The organism is Pseudomonas sp. RIT-PI-S (assembly GCF_025642975.1).
Lineage (GTDB): Bacteria > Pseudomonadota > Gammaproteobacteria > Pseudomonadales > Pseudomonadaceae > Aquipseudomonas.
On sequence record NZ_JANZKJ010000014.1, the window covers coordinates 85855 to 103318 of the forward strand.

Here is a 17464-nt window from a genome sequence, read left to right on the forward strand (position 1 = left end):
GGGACCGCCATGAATCGCAACGATCTGCGCCGCGCCGACATCAATCTGTTGATCGTCTTCGAAACACTCATGCACGAGCGTAACGTGACGCGCACGGCGGAAAAGCTCTTTCTCGGCCAGCCAGCGATCAGCGCGGCACTCAACCGCCTGCGGGCCCTGTTCGATGACCCCTTGTTCATCCGCACAGGCCGCTATATGGAGCCGACGGCCCGTGCCGAGGAGATCCTCGTGCAACTATCGCCTGCCCTGGATGCCATGAGTTCGGCGCTCAGTTGCAGCTCAGGGTTCGATCCTGGCACCAGCCAGGCGACCTTCCGCATAGGGCTGTCCGATGACGTCGAGTACGGGCTGCTGCCTGCGTGCATGCGCCAGCTGCGCCGGGTGGCCCCGGATATCACCTTGGTGGTGCGCCGAGTGGACTACTGGCAAATGCCTCATCTGTTGGCCTCAGGGGAGATCTCCGTGGGCGTGAGCTATACCCGGGACCTTCCGGCGAACGCCAAGCGCAAGTTCCTGCGCTACCAGCGGCCCACGCTGTTGCGCTCGGAGGACCACGGCCCGCCGTTGACCCTGGATCAATACTGCGAGCGGCCGCATGCCCTGGTGTCTTATGCCGGCGACCTGAGTGGATTCATCGATACCGAACTGGAAAAACTAGGGCGCAGCCGCCGGGTGAAACTGGCGGTGCCGCAGTTCAGCTCCTTGCCCATCCTGCTCGCGGGCTGTGAGCTGATCGCCACTGTGCCGGGCTACGTAGCCGAAGCCATGGTAGCCAACGGTGGCGTACGCGCCGAACCGTTGCCTTTCGAAGCGCCTCAGTTCGAGGTGTCCATGGCCTGGCGCGGCGCGCTCGACACCGACCCTGCCGAGCGCTGGCTGCGCAACCAACTGGCGCAGATGATGCGTGAAGTGACGCCGACCGGGGAGGCAGTATCGGCTCCGGTACCTCAGCTGTCATGAGCTGCCAGGCGGTATGCCGTCTTTGTTGTAGTCCTTGAGCCGTTCCTGCTCTTCGGGCCGCGAATGGGCGGGCGTATCGTCTTTTTGCTTCTTATCGTCCGGCATGGTGCTTTCCTCTGGGCTTTTGCGTTGGGCCCACCTGCGCGGGGTGGAGTTCCGCGGCGGTGGTTAGCTCCGTTTGGAATAAGCAAATTCGATAACAATATAGGCCGCTATATAGTTTGTGGTTATGCTGCCCGCCGGTTTGGTTATAGGCAGGTAGCGCCCGATGGATTCAAGTTTCTTAGCGTTCAGCTTCGCGGGCCTGCTGGTGGGGTTTATCGTCGGCATGACCGGTGTAGGCGGCGGATCGCTGATGACGCCCATTCTGCTGTGGTTCGGCATCAACCCTGCGACGGCGGTGGGCACCGACCTTCTCTATGCGGCCATCACTAAATGCAGCGGGGTATGGGTCCACGGGCGCAACCGTAATATCGATTGGCGCATCACCGGCTGGCTAGCGCTGGGCAGTGTGCCAGCTGCCGCGGCAACCTTGTGGCTGCTCCAGGGGCTGCATGCCGACACCCAGGCGCTGAATGCGCTGATCAAGAATGCCCTCGCCTACGTGCTCTTCCTCACCGCCCTGGCGATCAGCTTCCGGCCTCGCTTGCTGGCGTTCGCCAGCCGACAGACCGGTGGCCGCTACAGCCTTGGCCCGCGCGCGCTCAATGGCTGCACAGCCGCGACGGGGGTCATCCTCGGCGCCATGGTTTCATTGACGTCCATTGGTGCCGGCGCGCTAGGCACGGTGGCGCTGTTCATGCTCTATCCCATGCTGGCGACCCGTCGCCTGGTGGGCACGGAAATCGCTCACGCAGTGCCGCTGACGCTCGTCGCCGGCCTGGGGCATGCGGGCATGGGAAATATGGACTGGCCCCTGCTGGGGCATTTGCTGATCGGCTCGCTACCTGGGATCTACCTGGGCAGCCACCTTTCGGGCCGGGTGCCGGATACGCTGTTACGTCCCTGCCTGGCAGTAATGCTGGGGTTGATCGGCCTCAAGCTGCTGCACTGAGCATGACGGCGGGTTAAAGCGAACGAAGGATCCAGGCCAGGCTGCGCCAGGGGTATTGCTCGCCCAAGGCACTGGCAGCGCAGGTCGGGTCGTGCATGAATGAGCGGTCGGCTTGGGTCGCGAGCTGTACACCGTGGCAGTAAGGGCACCGCACCATGTCTGCCTCGAGGCGCCATTGCCGCCCCCACTCGGAGAGTTCCTCGGCCATCCGTTGGTGGCCGGCTCGACGCTCGTCGTTGCTGAACTTCACTCACGCCCTCCTTGACTGCCCGGTGGTCCCTGGATGCCCACGCGGAGCGTACAGCAAGGCGTAACAATAACCTAGCCGCTGCGCTGTAGCAGCCGGCCGTGACCGCGATAACGCCGGCCGCCGGCAAACCGGGCTGCTACCGCGACCGGGTGACGCAAAGCCCTATCCGATAAGCGTTACAGGCAATCCTTGGCCATGTCGGTCCAGCCATTGGTACCTGCCCACTCCGGCGGCAGGAATACCCTCACATGGGCCCCCTCGTTGGCGCGGTCGATCTGTGCCCAGGCGGGCGAGGCGCTGTAGGCGGCTTCAACGGTCAGCTTATAGCCGTTTTCGGTGTCCTCCTTGCGCAAACCCGGCTTGAATGCCGCCCACTTCGGTTCCAGGCACTGGGCGTAACTCTCGGCACTCTTGGCCGTGGTTGCATCCAGGGGTGCCCTGGGATCGACCGCCTTGCCAGCGCAACCCGCCAACGCCAGCACACCTATCATTGTTATCAGCCGCCGCATGTAACTTTCTCCCTGTGTATTGATCTGTGCACTCTAGCAGGCCCAGTGAGCCTGGGCTTCGCCTGTTCTGATCCGCTTTTTTATCGTCGATCTGCCGCTGTTATGCATTGCCCCGGCGGCGCATGATGCGAGCCTCTTCTTGGCTCAGAGGGCAGCGAAATGGACGGTATCATCATGGTCGCCATCGTGGCGGGCACCTTAGGCTCCTTTGCCTACGTCATGTACCTGGTTCACAAAGAAAACCGCTAAGCCACCCCCGCCTTGGCGCCGCGCCCTAACGGCGCGGCCACACGCCCTGGCGCTGCTCTGCGGCGAACCATTCCTGGTTCGCCTGCAGCTCTTGTCGAAGTTCGGCCACCAGGTTGGAAATCGCCCGGATATTGGTCAGCGGCGCCAACGGCACCCCCACCACCAGCAAGTCGATATGACCATTGGCCGGGTCGGTCACCTCAATGGTCATGGTCCCGCCATCGTGCAACATGCAGGTGCAGTGCAGGGGCAGGAAACTGGATTGAATGATCTTGAGAACTTCATGCTTTGGAATCACCTGCACTACTCCCCTGACGGCTTCGCACACGGCCGCGTAAAGGCGACTGCGTAGGCTACATAAGAGTGTTTTGGCCGATCACCGTTCCGTAAGCCAAGCGGCTATAGGCCAGCGTAGTGGCAAAATGAAAAACGGCCAGCTGCCCCGTGAGGAGCAACCGGCGTGAGGTGGGCGAATGCGAGCTGTTAGCGGCCCACTGCCCGGTCAGGCGGGGGCAGAGGTGCGGATCAAGTGGTCGAAGGCCGCAAGCGAAGCCTTCGCGCCCTCGCCCATGGCGATGATGATCTGCTTGTACGGCACGGTAGTGACATCCCCCGCCGCAAAGATCCCTGGCAGGTCCGTTTCACCACGGGCATCAACCATCACCTCGCCCCGGTTCGACAGTTCGATGGCGCCCTTGAGCCAGTCGGTGTTGGGCAACAGGCCGATCTGCACGAAGATGCCTTCGAGCGCGACCTTGTGCAGCTCACCGGTCTGCCGATCCTTGTAGGTCAGCCCGTTGACCTTCTGGCCGTCACCGTTGACCTCGGTGGTCAGCGCACTGGTGATGACCGTCACGTTCGGCAGGCTGGTCAGCTTGCGTTGCAACACCGCGTCGGCGCGCAGTTGGCTGTCGAACTCGATCAAGGTCACGTGCGCTACGATGCCCGCCAAGTCGATGGCCGCTTCCACGCCGGAGTTGCCGCCACCGATGACCGCAACGCGCTTGCCTTTGAACAAAGGGCCGTCACAGTGTGGGCAGTACGCAACGCCACGGTTACGGTATTCCTGCTCGCCGGGTACATTCATTTCGCGCCAGCGGGCGCCGGTCGCGATGATCACGGCCTTGGCCTTGAGCGAGGCGCCGCCGGCGAAGCGTACTTCGTGCAGGTCGCCGTGCCGCCCTGGGATCAGCTGCTCGGCGCGCTGCAGGTTCATGATGTCGACTTCGTACTGCTTGACGTGTTCTTCCAACGCCATGGCCAGCTTCGGCCCTTCGGTTTCCTTCACCGAAATGAAGTTCTCGATCGCCAGGGTGTCCAGTACCTGGCCACCGAAGCGCTCAGCCGCCACGCCGGTACGAATGCCCTTGCGCGCGGCGTAGATTGCCGCGGCAGAGCCCGCCGGGCCGCCACCGATCACCAGCACGTCGAATGGCGCCTTGCCGTTGAGTTTCTCGGCCTGGCGGGCACCGGCGTTGGTGTCGAGCTTGGCGAGGATCTCCTCGAGGCCCATGCGGCCTTGGCCGAACGGTTCGCCGTTGAGGTACACGCTAGGCACAGCCATTACCTGGCGCTCGTCGACTTCAGCCTGGAACAGCGCACCGTCGATGGCCACGTGCTGAACGGCCGGGTTGATCACTGCCATCAGGTTCAACGCCTGGACCACATCCGGGCAGTTCTGGCACGACAGCGAGAAGTAGGTCTCGAAGCGGAACTCGCCTTGCAGCGCGGCGATTTGCTCAAGGGTTTCGGCGCTCGCCTTGGACGGGTGACCGCCCACCTGCAGCAGCGCCAGCACCAGAGAAGTAAATTCGTGCCCCATGGGGATGCCAGCGAAGCGCAGGCTGATCTGGCCATTCGGGCGGTTGACGCTGAACGATGGCGTGCGCGCATCGGTGCCGTCGTCGCGCAAGGTAATGAGCGCGGACAGGCCTTGGATTTCCTGGAGCAACTCCAGCATTTCACGGGATTTCGCACCGTCATCGAGCGAAGCGATCAGCTCGATCGGTTGGGTGACCCGTTCCAGGTACGACTTGAGCTGGGATTTGAGATTGGCGTCCAACATACGGGCGATTTCCTTTGTACTTGATTCAGAAACAACAACGCCCAGGCGAATATCGCCCGGGCGTTTTTGTGGGCGGTGGTGTCGCTTAAGAGAGGCGGCTCACCGCCACGGACCTTTTCAAGGCCTTAGATCTTGCCGACCAGGTCCAGAGACGGAGCCAGGGTAGCTTCGCCTTCTTTCCACTTGGCTGGGCACACTTCGCCCGGGTGAGCGGCAACGTACTGGGCAGCCTTGACCTTGCGCAGCAGCTCCAGGGCGTCACGGCCCACGCCGCCGTCGGTGATTTCGACGATCTTGATCTGGCCTTCCGGGTTGACCACGAAGGTGCCGCGGTCAGCCAAGCCTGCTTCTTCGATCAACACGTCGAAGTTGCGGGAAATGGCCAGGGTTGGGTCGGCGATCATCGGGTACTGGATCTTGCCGATGGTTTCCGAAGTGTCGTGCCACGCTTTGTGGGTGAAGTGGGTGTCGGTGGACACGCTGTAGATTTCCACGCCCAGCTTCTGGAACTCGGCGTAGTTGTCAGCCAGGTCGCCCAGTTCGGTCGGGCAGACGAAAGTGAAGTCGGCAGGGTAGAAGAACACCACAGACCACTTGCCTTTCAGGGTGGCTTCGGTCACTTCAACGAACTTGCCGCTGTGGAAGGCCTGGGCTTTGAAGGGTTTGATCTGGCTGTTGATGATGGGCATCGGTGAATCTCCTTGGTAGTGAAAACTGACTGGGGGAATCCTAGCCACGATTGCCCTGGCATGCTCATTGGCAATACACATGCTGACCATTGGTTTTGCCTATGGGCGACTCGGCACGATAGGCCATGACAGGGAAAAGGGCGCGGCAGCGCAGGCTTTGTATATCACCGCCGCGCTTGCGTAAAGCATCTTACGGCTGGCTATCGATTGTTCGAGCCTCGGCGGCGTATGAATGTTTTCCCGCCCTGCCTAATGCCAAGCCCCCTTACAGGGCCTCCCCTGAGCTGTTGATTTTTCTAGAGTTTCTTGGTGCCTTTTCCTACACAGCGCTGGACGAGCCCACTTTAAGGTGACCGCAACTGAACGGCGTGATGAACGCACCTCGTTTGGATCCTTCAACTCTTGCGACCGTCATCTGAATTAACAGGGAGCACCGCGATGTCGAGCAATGTCTTGAGCGCCTATGTACACCAGCTGGAACCCGTCCGCCTGACCAAGAAAGAAACCGCTGCCTTGCAGTGGAGCGCCCGGGGCAAGTCCTCATGGGAAATTTCGCGGATACTCGGCTGCAGCGAATCGGCGATCAACTTCCACTTCTGCAACATCCGCCGCAAGTTCGGTGTGAAATCCCGCCATGTGGCTGTGCTGCTTGCGCTCGAACACAACCTCATCGACCTCCACTAAGCCCGCCGCCCGTCGCCCGCGCAGGAGTTGTAATGGCCTTAAGTATCGCTATCGCCGATGACCATCCAGTGCTGCTGCATGGCTTGCGCCAGCAGCTGCAGAGCACGTCACGCAAACGCTTCGAGGTCTGCGCCAGCGTGACCAGTGGCCAGGCGCTGCTGCGCAGCCTGCGCGGCCTGACATGCGACCTTGCCCTGGTGGACTGGCACATGCCGGCACACGAAGGGCCCACTGGTGGCGAGCTGCTGCTGTGCTTGCGCGAGGCCTTCCCCCGGGTAGCCCTGGTGGTCATGACGGCCTCGCAACAGCCTACCCTGCTCGGCGCCTGCCTGGCGGCCGGCGCGAAAGGGCTATACGACAAACGCGGAGACAGCGAGCAGTTGCAGCGCATATTGATCCAGGCCGCTCACGGCAAAACCTCGGTGAGCCCGGGCTTTGAAGCGGTTCTCGAGCGGCACTATCTAAGCCGTCGCCATTGGGGCCAGGAAAACCGGCAACTGCTTAGCCCCCGCGAACGCGAAGTGATCAATCTCAGTGCCGAAGGCTACAGCGGGCGTGAAATTGCCGCTCGGTTAGCGCGCAGCGAAAAGACCATCAGCCGCCAACGCCGTTCGGCGCTGGACAAGCTTGGCCTTCACGCCGACGCGCTGCCGCTGTATGAGCCTTCGCTGCCATAAGCAGCCTTACTCGCCCACAGCGGTACGCATGGTCACGAACTCTTCGGCTGCGGTCGGATGCACGCCGATGGTATCGTCGAAAATCGCCTTGGTTGCGCCGGCTTTCAAGGCTACGCCCAGCCCTTGAATGATTTCCCCGGCGTCGGGCCCAACCATGTGGCAACCCAGGACCTTGTCCGATCCCGCATCGACTATCAGCTTCATGTAAATACGTTCGGGATTGTCGGTGAGGGTCAGCTTCATCGGCCGGAAGCGGCTTTCGAATATCCGCACCTTATGCCCAGCCTTCAGTGCCTGCGCCTCGGTCAAGCCGACGGTGCCGATGCTTGGCTGGCTAAACACCGCCGTAGGGATGTTCTGGTAATCCACCGGGCGATAGTGTTCGGGCTTGTAGAGCCGGCGCGCGATGGCCATGCCTTCGGCCAATGCCACCGGAGTCAGTTGCACGCGACCTATCACATCGCCAAGGGCGAGGATCGAAGGCTCATGGGTCTGGTAGTTATCGTCCACGGCAATGAACCCCTCGTCGTTGAGGGTGACCGCGGTGTGCTCCAGGCCCAGGTTGTCCAGCATGGGCCGGCGCCCAGTGGCGTACAGGATGCAGTCGGCTTCCAGCACCTCGCCGCTCTTGAGGGTGGCCTGCAGCACGCCGTCGCGTTTGTCTATGCGGGCGATGTCCGCGTTGAAGCGCAGGTCGAGGCCTTTCTTGGTGAACTCTTCGGCCAAATGCGTGCGCACTCCGTCATCGAAGCCGCGCAAGAACAGCTCCCGGCGATACAGCTGGGTCGTTTGCGCGCCAAGGCCGTGGAAAATACCGGCAAATTCGACGGCGATATAGCCACCACCCACCACGATCACCCGCTTGGGCAATTGCTCGAGGAAGAACACCTCGTTGGAGCTGATGGCGTGCTCACGCCCGGGGATGTCTGGGATAGACGGCCAACCGCCAGTCGCGATCAGGATGCGCTCACAGCTGTGACGTATGCCTCCCACCTCGACGGTATGCGGGTCGACGATGCGCGCGTGGCCGTCGAGCAGGGTGACCCCGCTGTTGCCCAGCATGGTGCGGTAGATGCCATTGAGGCGCTCGATTTCCCGGTTTTTGTTGGCGATCAATGTGCGCCAGTCAAAGCTCGGCGTGCCGGTCTCCCAGCCGAATGCCTGCGCGGTGGCGAAGTCTTCATGAAAATGCGCGCCATACACCAGCAGCTTTTTCGGCACGCAACCAACGTTCACACAGGTGCCGCCCAAATAGCGGCTTTCGGCGATAGCTACCTTGGCGCCAAACCCTGCGGAGAAGCGCGCCGCGCGTACCCCGCCGGAACCGGCGCCGATGACGAACAAATCAAAATCGTATGTCATGAAAAAACTCCTGATGCGAAAACGCCGCCATTATGACAATGGCGGCGTTCGGTCTACCCGGGCCTGCAGTTTACAGCTGGCCTTTCTTGTAGAAGTTCTCGAAGCAGTAGTTGGTAGCGTCGATATAACCTTCGGCGCTGCCGCAATCGAAACGCTGGCCCTTGAACTTGTAAGCCAGCACGCAACCGTCCTTGGCTTGCTTCATCAGCGCATCGGTGATCTGGATTTCGCCACCCTTGCCCGGTTCGGTCTGCTCGATCAGGTCGAAGATATCCGGCGTCAGGATATAGCGTCCAATGATCGCCAGGTTCGACGGTGCGTCTTCAGGCTTTGGTTTTTCCACCATGCTATGAACGCGATAGATGTCGTCGCGGATCATTTCGCCGGCGATCACCCCATACTTGCTGGTTTCTTGCGGATCGACTTCCTGGATAGCCACGATCGAGCAGCGGAACTGCTTGTACAGCTTGACCATCTGCTCCAGCACACCATCGCCTTCGGGGTTGACGCACAGGTCGTCCGCCAGCACCACGGCGAAAGGTTCGTCACCGATCAGCGAACGGCCGCTGAGGATCGCGTGGCCCAAGCCTTTCATTTCGATCTGGCGGGTGTAGGAGAAGGTGCACTCGTCGAGCAGCTTGCGAATCCCGACCAGGTATTTTTCCTTGTCGGTGTTGCGGATCTGGTTTTCCAGCTCGTAGCTGATGTCGAAGTGGTCTTCGAGTGCCCGCTTGCCACGCCCGGTAACGATCGCAATACCGTTCAAGCCTGCTTCCAACGCTTCTTCAACGCCGTACTGGATCAGTGGCTTGTTAACCACCGGCAGCATTTCCTTGGGCATTGCCTTGGTAGCCGGCAAGAAGCGGGTACCGTAGCCGGCTGCCGGGAACAAGCATTTCTTGATCATGAAGTGTCCTTGGTTCTTAGGGCGTTACGTACAAGTTCGGCGCAGTCTAATCACGCGCATCGAGGCTTACAATGGGGCCTGCGAAGCGGCTGCTGCATAAGTAGAAAAAAACCTTGCGGGTAAGTTCCGCGACGCTGACGGTAATCATCCCGAGATACATTCCGTGGCCGCGGCTTGTACATCCTTGAAGCGTAGCGGCAGGTTCGAAAGTCGCTCATGAACCTTGATCGTGCTACCACCGGAGCGCTCTTGGATGTCCACTACCGCAGCAGGCCCCGAAGCGAGTTTGCGCGGAACGATCACCTTGTAGCCGTTGGCGGTTTTATCGATGGCCACCGGCCCACGGCTAGCCGAGAGTTTGCGGGCGAGGCATTGAGTATAGTCCTGGGGATCCTTGCCAGACATAACATCCATGGTCTCGTGGGTTTGTTCTATTTCAGCAACCGTGGCGCAGCCACCGAGCGTGAGCATGCCTAGCAACAACCCAACTACCTTCATGTTGATCTCCAAAAAAGAACCTAGGACCGTCACCGGCCAGGAACGTTCGCAGCGCCCGTGCTTGCCCGGTGCTGGCGTGCTATCGTTCGGCCCTTGCCGATATCTGGAGCCAGCATGAAATTCGTTCACCAGCGCGAACATCTCAATGAAGACGATGTGGTCGTTATCGAGTGTTCCCAGCGCTGTAATATCCGCCTGATGAGCGATGCCAACTTCCGCGCGTTCAAGAACGGCGCGCGCCACACCTACCACGGCGGCGCCTTCGACCGCTTCCCCGCCAGGATTACCGTTCCCAGTACCGGCTACTGGAACATCACCCTGGACACCGCCGGCAGCACACTTAATAACGCGGCGAAAAAGGCCCCGTTCAAACACTCGATCAAACTGATCCGCCGTTCGCCGTCTTCCTTCAGCTGAGGTATGCCTGTGTCACGCTACGTCATTCACTACACCCTCGATGGCCAGCGGCGCTGGGATTTCGCCCATCTCGAACATGGTTCGGTCGAAGAAGCGGTGCAGGCCCTGTTGGCCATCCACGGCGAAGCGCAGGCCGAAGCGCTCAAGGACATTCGCGTAACGCGCGCGCTTTAGAGGTTCGCAGGCTGGCGCCAGCTCCTACGGGAGATGCTGCTTAGCCTGTGGGGTGCGGGCGCAGTCTGTGGCCTGGGCGCCTGGGGTTCGCAGGCTGCGCCAGCTCCTACGAGAGATGCTGCCCAGCCTGTGGGGTGCGGGCGCAGTCTGTGGCCTGGGCGCCTGGGGTTCGCAGGCTGCGCCAGCTCCTACGGGAGATGCTGCCCAGCCCTGTGGGGTGCGGCGCAGTCTGTGGCCTGGGTGTCTGGGGTTCGCAGGCTGCGCCAGCTCCTACGGGAGATGCTGCCCAGCCTGTGGGGTGCGGGTGCAGTCTGTGGCCTGGGTGTCTGGGGTTCGCAGGCTGCGCCAGCTCCTACGGGAGATGCTGCCCAGTCCTGTGGGGTGCGGCGCAGTCTGTGGCCTTGGCGCCTGGGGTTCGCAGGCTGCGCCAGCTCCTACGGGAGATGCTGCCCAGTCCTGTGGGGTGCGGCGCAGTCTGTGGCCTGGGTGTCTGGGGTTCGCAGGCTGCGCCAGCTCCTACGGGAGATGCTGCCCAGCCATGTGGGGTGCGGCGCAGTCTGTGACTTGGGTGCGTAAGGTTCGCAGGCTGCGCCAGCTCCTACAGGAGATGCTGCCCAGCCTTGTGGGAGGCGGGCGCAGCCCGCGAACCGGCTTGGATCAGGTGCGGAACCGCGCCACCATCTCGTTGAGGGCTTCGGCCAGGCGGGACAGGTCCTCGCTGGCGAGGCTGGTCTGCCGAGCACCGTTGGCGGTGCTGCCTGCCAGGTCGCGGATATTGACCAGGTTACGGTCCACTTCCCGCGCCACCTGGGCCTGCTCGGCCGAAGCGCTGGCTATCACCATGTTGCGTTCATTGATCTGAGCGATGGCCGCGGTGATCTGGCCCAACGCAACGCCCGCCTCGCGGGCCTTCTCCAAGGTGTGTTGGCTGCGCTGCGTGCTCAACTGCATGGACTGCACGGCGTTGCCGGTCCCTGATTGAATCCCTGCAACCATCTGCTCGATTTCCCGGGTCGACTGCTGGGTGCGATGGGCCAATGCCCGCACCTCATCGGCCACCACCGCAAAGCCACGGCCAGCCTCGCCGGCACGGGCAGCCTCGATGGCGGCGTTAAGCGCGAGCAGGTTGGTCTGTTCAGCGATGGCGCGAATCACGTCTAACACCTGGCCAATGTCCCGGCCCTGTGCCGCCAGGCCCTCGATCAGGCGCGCGGTGGCCTCGACCTCCCCGCTCATGGCCTGGATCGCGTCCACCGTCTCGCTCACCCGATCGCGGCCCTGGTCGGCGATGCGGCTGGAATTCTCAGAGGCCTCGGAGGTAGACACCGCGTTGCGGGCCACCTCCTCCACAGCGGCAGTCATTTGGTTCACCGCAGTCGCGGCTTGTTCGATCTCATCATGCTGGCGGCCAAGCCCCAGGTTGGCATCGGCGGTGGTAACGCTCAGTTGGCCGGCGGCAGACGCCAGGCGGGTCGCCGAGCCGGAGATCTGTTCGATGGTCTGGCGCAGGCTTGCCTGCATCCGCCCCAGCGCCCCCATCAAACGGGCCGGCTCGTCATTGCCGGACGAGTCGATGGCCTGGCTGAGATTACCCTGAGCGATGCCATCGGCCACACGCACCGCATGGGCCAGGGGCGTGACGATGCTGCGGGTCAGCCACAGCGCCAGAATGACCGTGAGCGCGCACGCCAGCACGGATACACCTATGACCGTCCAGACCGCCGCCTCGTAGCGCGCGCCGGCTACTGAGCTGGCCGCCACGGCGTCGGCCTTGTTGATCGAGACCAAATCGCGCAGTTGATCGCCCATCTGGTCGGTACCTGCCTTGATCCGCCCGTTGATCAAAGCGCGCAATTCTTCAAGACGGTTGTCACGAGACAATGCCAACATGGTTTGCTGGGCATCCAGGTAATCCGTGAGGGTACTTTCGAATTGCTTGAACGCCGCCGCTTCTTTATCCCCCTTGGGCATGGCCGCATAACGCGTGCGCGCCTCGGCGACCTTATCCATCAGCGTGGCGATCCGAGTACCCGTTTCGGCCAACGCAGCGGGTTCCCGGTTGACTAGCACTCGGAAGGAAGTAATGCGCAGCCGCAACACGTTTTCCATCAGGTCGCCGATATACCCGATGCTGGGCAGCTGGGTTTGCTCCATGTCCGCGGCTGCGGCGCGAATCACGGCTAACCGATTTACCGAAAAGGCACCGAGCGCCAACAGCAAAGCTGCAATGAAGGCAAACCCGAGGAAGGCGCGAGGAGCAATATTGAGCGTTCTTATAGCCATGGGCGTATCTCGTTAAAACGCGGCGACCTGCCGCGCGGCCGGCGGCGCACACACAGCGCTGCCCTCACGGCTTTATCGGCGATGGCATAGAGAACTGAAGTGCAACATAAGAGTTTTAAACTGGGAGCGGTATGCAGAAGTATCAAAGTGACACTATCGCCCCACGCTAATAACGAAACGGGCACTCGTGACCGCGATCAATAATTCACAAAAAAGTGCCAATCCATTCAAAAAAAACATGATGCCCGGCATCGCGCGGTGCTATGGTCTTTGAACTCCCCAGTAAACAACCCGGCACTTCCAGGGCTGGTTACTGCATGCATGATGCAGAGGTACGCACCATGAACAAAATGACATTCCCTAATGCTTGCCAAGTGATGCGCTGGCACTTCCATCCCCTGGGTTTCGAAGCGAGCATGGACGCGCCCAGCAGCATGGTGGCCCGGTTGTTCGATCGCGGCACGGGCGAAACGCTGATCGCCATTGCGGGCATCCCCTGCGCCACGGTGATGAACGCAGCGGATGTGGAACGCATGATCGAAGCCGTCGAAGCCGAGCTCGAAGCCTTTATCCCCCCGCAGACCCTCTGCGCCTGTAACTGATCGCCCCCTTATCGTCGCTTATCCTCGAACAACGCCTCGGCTCCCGCCGTGCGCGCCAAGGCACCCGGCTGCGCTGGTTTGCCGGAGGTACGCTCCACGTACCAATGCACTTCCCGCGCCGCACGGGTAATGCCCACATAGGCCAGCCGCAGGGCTTCGTCCGCCTGGGCACGGTCGTAGGCATCGGCGCCTGAATAACCGGTGCTTTCGGCAAGTGCATACAGCCGGTTACGTGCGCTTGAAGCAGGGCGGGCAACACAGTCACCGATCAATATCACAACATCCGCCTCCAACCCCTTTGCACCATGAATGGTCATGCAGCGCAGCCGGCGCTGTTCCGCCGGCAACCGGGCCTGGTGTTCGAACAGCTCCGCCACCGGCGCCAGTTGTCGCGGATCATCCTTGGCCTGGCGATAGAGCATCAATACGGCGAGCCCGGCTCCGAGACTTTCCTGGGCAACCTGGGCGATAAGTGCCGGGTCTTTCCAACGAAGTTGTATTTTCTTCGGTTGGGTTGTAGCAGTGATTATCCCAGCGGCCAGCGCTTTCTTCCCCGGGATGGATTGAGTCGAGCGAACGATATATTCCGCGCCATCAATGATTTGCTGCGTGCTTCTGAAGTTTTCCTTCAACAGTAAGCGTTGATGTTTGGGTGAGGGAAATGCTTGTGCGAAGTGCATGAAGAACGCTGGAGAACTTCCGCGCCAGCCATAAATGGATTGCCAGTCGTCGCCTACGCACATAAAGCTGGCCGGCGTGGAGGCGTCGCGCCGAAGACGTTCGGCCAAGCCGGCGCGCAGCCAGCGTGCGATCTGCGGCGAAATGTCCTGGAATTCATCGACCAGCAGATGGCGAATCGCAGTGAGCTTGGCATCAGGCAAACGCTTCAAGGCCCCACCATGGGGATCGCTAAAGATCGCGAACATCCGGTTATAGCTGAGCACCGGCGGCGCCAGCGCCAAGAGCTGCCGCTCTAACGCCGGCCAATAACGCCCCAGGGCCTGGAAAAACACGCCGTCTTCGCTGTCCGCGAGCGTGGCGGCGGCCGTTGGTACCTCAAGGCCCAGATTCTCGATAAAGCTGGCCGTGGCCACGAAGGCATCCAGTAACGGCTGGGGGCCGGCCTCTCCAGCCAAGGCGTAGTCCAACCCGGGGCCCTGCATCTCAGGGCCGGCGCTGAGCATGCGGATGCTGTCGAACGAATCAAGCCAGATCAGTGGCTTATCGAAGAAAGCTTGGAACAACGTGCGCTTGACGGCCCATTCGGCCCTTACCGGCAGCTTGGCGCCAGGTCGTGCCAACTCCCCCAAGGAAGGGTCGGCCCCCAGAACGACCCATGCGCCCGTGGATTCCAACCGACCGTGGCAACGAAACACCTGCCCGCCGACCCGGTGTTCGCTGCAGTGCTCGACAACCCCAGGCAAGGGCCAGTGCCCAGCCTGGCGCCAATGCTGTGCGATCAACTCGCATAGGGCCGCGTCTCGCTGCGCCGCGGGCACCAGCGCGGCCATTCGCCGCTGCACCTCGGGGTGGCCCTCTGGTAAAGGAGGCAACTGGCTCGCTCGCACCCTCAGCGCCTGCATCACAGTGGCGAACTCAGGATCACTGGCCAGCAGCGCCTGATAACAGTGGTTCAACTGCTGGCGCTGGCCTTCGTTGATGCGCAGTTGAAACGGGTTGGCACCGCCTTCGCCGGCCCCGAGGCTTTCGAACGCCTGCAATTGGACAAACCCGGGCAAGGTTCGCGCCCAAGTGAGGACGGTGGCGTGGAAGGTGGTTACCCGGGCCCGCGCCTGGCTTAGCGTCAGCGGCTGCCCCCAGAGCGCGAAGAGGCGCACCAGCCGCTCGGCAAAATCAGCCCGGGAAGCTCGGGTAAAGGTCACCACGCTGATGTCTTCGAGCGGCACCCCCAGGTACTGGGTCAGCACAACGATGCGCAATACCAGCGAACTGGATTTCCCCGAGCCCGCGCCAGCGACCACACAAGTGCTGATGGCGTTGCCAAGAATCAGCTTCCATTGCCCCGGCGACGGCTGTGCATGCGCCGGAAGCAGGCGGGCGACGTCCGCCCTGATCCGCTTGCGCAGGGCCGGGGTGATCGCCAAGGGCAGGTCCGCGAAGAGGCTTTCGCCTGCCGCCGGCGAGGCGGCCTCAATAGCCTTCGCCGGGCGCGGCTGCCGAGCCTTGCGCGGAGTCGCCCGGGCGCGTTTAGGCTTGGCAGGAGGTTGGGCTCGCCCGGGCCAGCAGCGCTGAAGCAGCCGAACCCAAAGTTGATGTAGTTTCGAGATCACAGAACAAAAATCAGCATTTTCAATTAGTTAACTGAATATATTGAGAAAGAGAATTAAATTTGGACAGGACGGTTCCCGTGCGTTGCCGCTCCTGTGGAGGGGGCAACGCCCGGGTGAGGTCAGCTGATCGCGCTGTCGACCAACTGCTGTGCTTCACTGACGAGCGCCTGCAGGTGCGCTTCGCCTTTGAAGCTTTCGGCGTAGATCTTATAGATGTCTTCCGTTCCAGAAGGCCGCGCGGCGAACCAACCGTTGGCGGTCATGACCTTCAAACCGCCGATGGCTTGGTCGTTACCTGGCGCCTTGCTGAGGATCTGCTCGATCGGCTCGCCGGCCAGGGACGTGGACGTGATCTGCTGCGCCGACAACTTGCCTAGCGCGGCTTTCTGCGCGGGGTTGGCCTTGGCGTCGACCCGGGTAGCGAAAGGCTCACCCAGGTCTGCAATCATGTCCTGGTAAAGCTGGTGCGGGTCCTTACCCAGGCGCGCGGTCATTTCCGCGGCCAGCAGCGCTGGAATCAGGCCATCCTTGTCGGTGCTCCACACGGTGCCGTCACGGCGCAGGAACGAGGCCCCGGCGCTTTCTTCGCCACCGAAGCCCAGCGTGCCGTTGAACAGGCCCTCGGCGAAATACTTGAAGCCCACCGGCACCTCATAAAGGGTGCGCTGCAAGCGCTTGGCCACCCGGTCGATCAGCCCACTGCTGACCACGGTCTTGCCGACTGCGGCGTCGGCGCGCCACTGGGGCCGGTTACGGAACAGGTAGTCGATGCTCACGGCCAGGTAGTTGTTCGGCGCCATCAGGCCGCCACTGCGGGTCACGATGCCGTGGCGGTCGTGGTCCGGGTCACAGGCGAAGGCCACGTCGTAGCGGTCCTTCAGGCCGATCAGGCCCTGCATGGCGTCGCGGGAAGATGGGTCCATGCGGATCTGGCCGTCCCAGTCCACGCTCATGAAGCGGAACGTGGGGTCGGTATGCGGGTTGACCACATCCAGGTCCAGCTTGTAGTGCTCGGCGATGGCCGGCCAATAGCGGACACCTGCCCCGCCAAGCGGGTCCACGCCCAGGCGCAGGCCGGCACCGCGAATCACGTCCAGGTCGATCACATTGTGCAGGTCTGCCACGTAGGTGTTGAGGAAGTCATGGCGGTGCGTGGTGCCAGCCTTCAGCGCGCGTTCGTACGGCATGCGCTTGACGCCGGCCAGCTTGCCCTCGAGCAGCTCGTTGGCCTTGGCCTCGATCCACTTGGTGACATCGCTGTCTGCGGGCCCGCCGTTTGGCGGGTTGTACTTGAACCCGCCGCTCTGAGGCGGGTTGTGCGACGGGGTGATCACCACGCCGTCGGCCAGGCCGCTGCTGCGGCCTCGGTTGTAACAGATGATCGCGTGGGACAGCGCTGGCGTGGGGGTGTACTCGTCGTTGGTCGCGAGCATGACCTCAACGCCGTTGGCGGCGAACACTTCCAGGGCACTGGCGCCCGCGGGCGTGGACAGCGCATGGGTGTCGATGCCGAGGAACAGCGGGCCGTCGATGCCCTTGCCCTTCCGGTACAGGCAAATGGCTTGGCTGATGGCCAACACATGGTCTTCGTTGAAGCTGTTATCGAACGAGGTGCCCCGGTGCCCGGAGGTACCGAAGGCCACCCGATGGGTCGGGACCGATGCGTCGGGTTGCCGGGTGAAGTAGGCGGTCACCAGGCTGGGAATGTCGATCAGCAATTCGGCCGGCGCCGGCTTGCCCGCTAGCGGACTGTGCTTCATGCAAAACCTCGGATGGGTAACGAACGGTGGCAG

18 protein-coding genes are annotated in these 17464 nt (G+C 62.0%); 7 read left to right on the forward strand and 11 right to left on the reverse strand.

Annotation, left to right across the window (positions count from 1 at the left end):
- Positions 1–9: 9 nt before the first annotated feature.
- Together OGL93_RS18105 and OGL93_RS18110 are read left to right on the forward strand one after the other, a co-directional pair.
- Positions 10–960 carry a LysR substrate-binding domain-containing protein gene (locus OGL93_RS18105; protein ID WP_263264282.1) on the forward strand — a complete coding sequence of 317 codons (951 nt, stop codon included), beginning with the start codon at positions 10–12 and terminating at the stop codon, positions 958–960.
- Positions 961–1228: 268 nt separating this feature from the next.
- Positions 1229–2014 carry a sulfite exporter TauE/SafE family protein gene (locus OGL93_RS18110; protein WP_263264204.1) on the forward strand — a complete coding sequence of 262 codons (786 nt, stop codon included), beginning with the start codon at positions 1229–1231 and terminating at the stop codon, positions 2012–2014.
- 13 nt (positions 2015–2027) lie between these two features.
- Here the strand turns inward: OGL93_RS18110 and OGL93_RS18115 are convergent, their stop codons facing one another.
- The 5 genes from OGL93_RS18115 to ahpC all read right to left on the reverse strand — a co-directional run bounded on the left by OGL93_RS18115 (position 2028) and on the right by ahpC (position 5776).
- Positions 2028–2264, reverse strand: coding sequence for a hypothetical protein (locus tag OGL93_RS18115; protein WP_263264205.1), 237 nt, complete (start codon positions 2262–2264; stop codon positions 2028–2030).
- A gap of 176 nt (positions 2265–2440) precedes the next feature.
- Complete coding sequence (locus OGL93_RS18120; RefSeq protein ID WP_263264206.1) at positions 2441–2773, reverse strand: hypothetical protein; 333 nt, start codon at positions 2771–2773, stop codon at positions 2441–2443.
- A gap of 274 nt (positions 2774–3047) precedes the next feature.
- A complete protein-coding gene (locus OGL93_RS18125; protein ID WP_263264207.1) occupies positions 3048–3320 on the reverse strand; it encodes a DUF1652 domain-containing protein in 273 nt (90 codons plus the stop codon).
- Between the two features lie 204 nt (positions 3321–3524).
- Complete coding sequence (gene ahpF / locus OGL93_RS18130) at positions 3525–5087, reverse strand: alkyl hydroperoxide reductase subunit F (protein ID WP_263264208.1); 1563 nt, start codon at positions 5085–5087, stop codon at positions 3525–3527.
- A 125-nt stretch (positions 5088–5212) separates the two neighbouring features.
- Entirely contained in the window at positions 5213–5776 is a 564-nt protein-coding gene (ahpC, locus tag OGL93_RS18135) for an alkyl hydroperoxide reductase subunit C (RefSeq protein WP_263264209.1), read from the reverse strand.
- A 438-nt stretch (positions 5777–6214) separates the two neighbouring features.
- Between ahpC and OGL93_RS18140 the strand changes: the two genes are divergently transcribed.
- Both OGL93_RS18140 and OGL93_RS18145 read left to right on the forward strand, forming a co-directional pair.
- Entirely contained in the window at positions 6215–6460 is a 246-nt protein-coding gene (locus tag OGL93_RS18140) for a LuxR family transcriptional regulator (RefSeq protein ID WP_276583590.1), read from the forward strand.
- Between the two features lie 32 nt (positions 6461–6492).
- Positions 6493–7137 carry a response regulator transcription factor gene (locus OGL93_RS18145; protein WP_263264210.1) on the forward strand — a complete coding sequence of 215 codons (645 nt, stop codon included), beginning with the start codon at positions 6493–6495 and terminating at the stop codon, positions 7135–7137.
- Positions 7138–7143: 6 nt separating this feature from the next.
- Here OGL93_RS18145 and gorA read toward each other — a convergent pair whose 3' ends face one another.
- From gorA to OGL93_RS18160, 3 genes are all read right to left on the reverse strand, one after another.
- Positions 7144–8499 (reverse strand): glutathione-disulfide reductase, encoded by a 1356-nt coding sequence (gene gorA / locus OGL93_RS18150; protein WP_263264211.1) that lies wholly within the window; start codon positions 8497–8499, stop codon positions 7144–7146.
- Between the two features lie 70 nt (positions 8500–8569).
- Complete coding sequence (gene galU / locus OGL93_RS18155; protein WP_263264212.1) at positions 8570–9406, reverse strand: UTP--glucose-1-phosphate uridylyltransferase GalU; 837 nt, start codon at positions 9404–9406, stop codon at positions 8570–8572.
- A 144-nt stretch (positions 9407–9550) separates the two neighbouring features.
- The gene (locus tag OGL93_RS18160) at positions 9551–9904 is read right to left on the reverse strand and encodes a hypothetical protein (protein ID WP_263264213.1); all 354 of its coding nucleotides are present in this window, start codon (positions 9902–9904) and stop codon (positions 9551–9553) included.
- A gap of 114 nt (positions 9905–10018) precedes the next feature.
- Here OGL93_RS18160 and OGL93_RS18165 point away from each other — a divergent pair, with 114 nt between their 5' ends.
- Positions 10019–10321 (forward strand): DUF1883 domain-containing protein, encoded by a 303-nt coding sequence (locus OGL93_RS18165; RefSeq protein WP_263264215.1) that lies wholly within the window; start codon positions 10019–10021, stop codon positions 10319–10321.
- 9 nt (positions 10322–10330) lie between these two features.
- A complete protein-coding gene (locus tag OGL93_RS18170; RefSeq protein ID WP_263264285.1) occupies positions 10331–10495 on the forward strand; it encodes a hypothetical protein in 165 nt (54 codons plus the stop codon).
- Positions 10496–11152: 657 nt separating this feature from the next.
- Here OGL93_RS18170 and OGL93_RS18175 read toward each other — a convergent pair.
- Positions 11153–12778: a methyl-accepting chemotaxis protein gene (locus tag OGL93_RS18175; RefSeq protein ID WP_263264216.1), complete on the reverse strand. Its 1626-nt coding sequence runs from the start codon at positions 12776–12778 to the stop codon at positions 11153–11155.
- Between the two features lie 341 nt (positions 12779–13119).
- On the opposite strand from OGL93_RS18175, the gene OGL93_RS18180 reads away from it, so the two are divergent.
- Entirely contained in the window at positions 13120–13380 is a 261-nt protein-coding gene (locus tag OGL93_RS18180; RefSeq protein WP_263264217.1) for a DUF1652 domain-containing protein, read from the forward strand.
- A gap of 8 nt (positions 13381–13388) precedes the next feature.
- On the opposite strand, the gene OGL93_RS18185 is transcribed toward OGL93_RS18180, so the two are convergent.
- Both OGL93_RS18185 and pgm read right to left on the reverse strand, forming a co-directional pair.
- The gene (locus OGL93_RS18185; RefSeq protein WP_263264218.1) at positions 13389–15485 is read right to left on the reverse strand and encodes a UvrD-helicase domain-containing protein; all 2097 of its coding nucleotides are present in this window, start codon (positions 15483–15485) and stop codon (positions 13389–13391) included.
- Positions 15486–15790: 305 nt separating this feature from the next.
- On the reverse strand, positions 15791–17431 hold the full coding sequence (pgm, locus tag OGL93_RS18190) for a phosphoglucomutase (alpha-D-glucose-1,6-bisphosphate-dependent) (protein WP_263264220.1): 1641 nt from the start codon (positions 17429–17431) through the stop codon (positions 15791–15793).
- Positions 17432–17464: the final 33 nt, after the last annotated feature.

Excerpts from the sequence above, each read along its gene's own strand:
- OGL93_RS18105 (WP_263264282.1), top strand. The coding sequence starts at position 10 with ATGAATCGCAACGATCTGCGCCGCGCCGACATCAATCTGTTGATCGTC.
- OGL93_RS18110 (WP_263264204.1), top strand. The coding sequence starts at position 1,229 with ATGGATTCAAGTTTCTTAGCGTTCAGCTTCGCGGGCCTGCTGGTGGGG.
- OGL93_RS18120 (WP_263264206.1), bottom strand. The coding sequence starts at position 2,773 with ATGCGGCGGCTGATAACAATGATAGGTGTGCTGGCGTTGGCGGGTTGC.
- ahpF (WP_263264208.1), bottom strand. The coding sequence starts at position 5,087 with ATGTTGGACGCCAATCTCAAATCCCAGCTCAAGTCGTACCTGGAACGG.
- ahpC (WP_263264209.1), bottom strand. The coding sequence starts at position 5,776 with ATGCCCATCATCAACAGCCAGATCAAACCCTTCAAAGCCCAGGCCTTC.
- OGL93_RS18140 (WP_276583590.1), top strand. The coding sequence starts at position 6,215 with ATGTCGAGCAATGTCTTGAGCGCCTATGTACACCAGCTGGAACCCGTC.
- OGL93_RS18145 (WP_263264210.1), top strand. The coding sequence starts at position 6,493 with ATGGCCTTAAGTATCGCTATCGCCGATGACCATCCAGTGCTGCTGCAT.
- gorA (WP_263264211.1), bottom strand. The coding sequence starts at position 8,499 with ATGACATACGATTTTGATTTGTTCGTCATCGGCGCCGGTTCCGGCGGG.
- galU (WP_263264212.1), bottom strand. The coding sequence starts at position 9,406 with ATGATCAAGAAATGCTTGTTCCCGGCAGCCGGCTACGGTACCCGCTTC.
- OGL93_RS18160 (WP_263264213.1), bottom strand. The coding sequence starts at position 9,904 with ATGAAGGTAGTTGGGTTGTTGCTAGGCATGCTCACGCTCGGTGGCTGC.
- OGL93_RS18165 (WP_263264215.1), top strand. The coding sequence starts at position 10,019 with ATGAAATTCGTTCACCAGCGCGAACATCTCAATGAAGACGATGTGGTC.
- OGL93_RS18175 (WP_263264216.1), bottom strand. The coding sequence starts at position 12,778 with ATGGCTATAAGAACGCTCAATATTGCTCCTCGCGCCTTCCTCGGGTTT.
- OGL93_RS18180 (WP_263264217.1), top strand. The coding sequence starts at position 13,120 with ATGAACAAAATGACATTCCCTAATGCTTGCCAAGTGATGCGCTGGCAC.
- pgm (WP_263264220.1), bottom strand. The coding sequence starts at position 17,431 with ATGAAGCACAGTCCGCTAGCGGGCAAGCCGGCGCCGGCCGAATTGCTG.